Source organism: Pseudarthrobacter sp. MDT3-1, assembly GCF_054510755.1.
The window spans coordinates 1-1,873 of the sequence record NZ_JBTNDX010000070.1; the positions used below are offsets into that span (position 1 = coordinate 1).

Consider the following 1,873-nt stretch of genomic DNA (forward strand, 5'->3'; position numbering starts at 1 on the left):
AGCATCGCCACCGACATGGACGTCTACTTCTGCGACCCGGCCAGCCCCTGGCAGCGCGGATCCAACGAGAACACCAACGGGCTCCTGCGTCAGTACTTCCCCAAAGGCACCGATCTGAACGCCTACGGCCCCGAGGACCTCGAACACGTCGCCCAGGAACTCAACGCCCGCCCACGCAAAACACTCCACTGGAAAACCCCAGCCGAGTCACTTCGTGATTTACTGATAGCCAGCTGACCTCGGGTGTTGCAACGACCCCTGGAATTCGCCAGAGACGGGGATTCTCGGTTTAAAACGCCGCGGAGGCCTCAAACTCCGCCGGTGGATTCAGGCTTAGCCAAACCGATGGCCCTTGACTTCTCTGCTGACCGTTGTCAGCCTTTTCGACAACAGGAGGGGGCGTCCGTCCGCTCATGAAGCCCAGTGGAGGATACAGATGATCCGTGCCAGGTCGCTGATGCGTTCTGCGACTTCCGGAGACCGGGTTACGCATCTTGAGCTGTTCTTCGATCTGGTCTTTGTTTTCGCGCTATTGCAACTGTCCCATCATTTGGTGGAGAATCCTTCCTGGGTGGGGGCCGGTGAGACCCTTGTGCTTCTTCTTGGGGTCTATAAGGTGTGGGTGTACACGACCTGGGCCGCGACTTTGCTGGACACTGCGCGGCTTGAGGTGCAGTGGATGCTGCTGATCGTCATGCTTGTCGCACTGTTCATGAACGCCTCAATCGGTGCCGCGTTCGGTGCCTTCGGCTGGCTCTTCGCTGCGAGCTATCTCCTGATCCAGCTTGGCAGAGGTGCGTGGATGCTCACTGTCGGACTTGACCGGACCACCCACAACCATTTCGTGCGCACGCTGATCTGGGGGCTCATGAGCGCGCCTTTTTGGATTTCCGGTGTCTTCTTCGACCACGAGATCCGCCTGATGTTCTGGGGTGTGGCTGCCGCGATCGATCTGGTCGGCCACATGCTTGCGCACCCGCTGCCGGGCAGGAAAACCGAAGGAAGCCAGGTCCCGCTCCCGGGAGAGAGGATCTTTGAGCGGTTCGGGTTGTTCTACCTGATCGCGCTCGGCGAGACGATCCTTTCAACCGGCCTGGCGATAGCGGGCAATCTGGAGGACCCCTTGATACTTTTGACCGGGACCGTAAGTTTGGCTGGAAGCGTCGCGATCTGGTGGTGCTACTTCCATGGCCTTGAGCAGGAGACTTTGGAAAAGCTTGCTTCTGTTGATGATCAGTTCCGGCCCGGTATTTTGGCGGGCAACACCTTGGTGGTGTTCCTGGCGGGCCTGATCCTGGTGGCGGTTGGTGATCAGCTCGTGATCAGCGATCCGGCTGCCCGCCCTGATCTGGCCACCGTTCTGTTTCTTTATGGCGGGCCGGCTCTTTTCCTCGCCGGCCGGGGCGTTTTTATTCGACGGTTACTGGGCCACCGCCGAGCCTCCGATCTCGCCGGCATCGGAGCCTTGGCGGTCCTGGCAAGCTTGAGTTCCCTCCTCCCGGCATTCGTCGCCGCTATAGGGGCCGTTATTCCCCTCATAGGCGTAGCATTTTCCGACGCCGTGAACCGACGCCGCCAAACGAAACAGAGAGCCGGCTGACGGTTTATTGGATGCCAGGGAACGTATCTCTCATCAGCGGCAGCGGCATCAGCGGCATCAGCGGAGTTGCAGGGCACGGGAAGCCACTAGCGAAGGCAACCAATTCAGATGGTTCGGGTGATTGCGCACCATCGAACCGGATTGTTCCGCTATTGGGCCCCCATTAGGGGCAATGCCGTTCGGTTAAGGTCTGCACGGTGATGTCAACCCGTATCCCGGCGTTGCGTTCAGGTGAATAGGCGCAGCCCTTGTTAGAAGTGAGTCAAGTCTTGC

General features: G+C 59.4%; 2 protein-coding genes. Both read left to right on the plus strand.

Annotated elements, in window-relative coordinates; translation table 11 throughout:
* On the plus strand, positions 1-237 hold a 237-nt coding region (locus tag ACX80X_RS21115), incomplete at its 5' end, for an IS30 family transposase (protein WP_459313311.1).
* Positions 238-352: 115 nt separating this feature from the next.
* Positions 353-1,600, plus strand: a complete 1,248-nt coding sequence (locus ACX80X_RS21120) for a low temperature requirement protein A (RefSeq protein ID WP_252603979.1) — start codon at positions 353-355, stop codon at positions 1,598-1,600.
* The last annotated feature ends 273 nt before the right edge of the window (positions 1,601-1,873 follow it).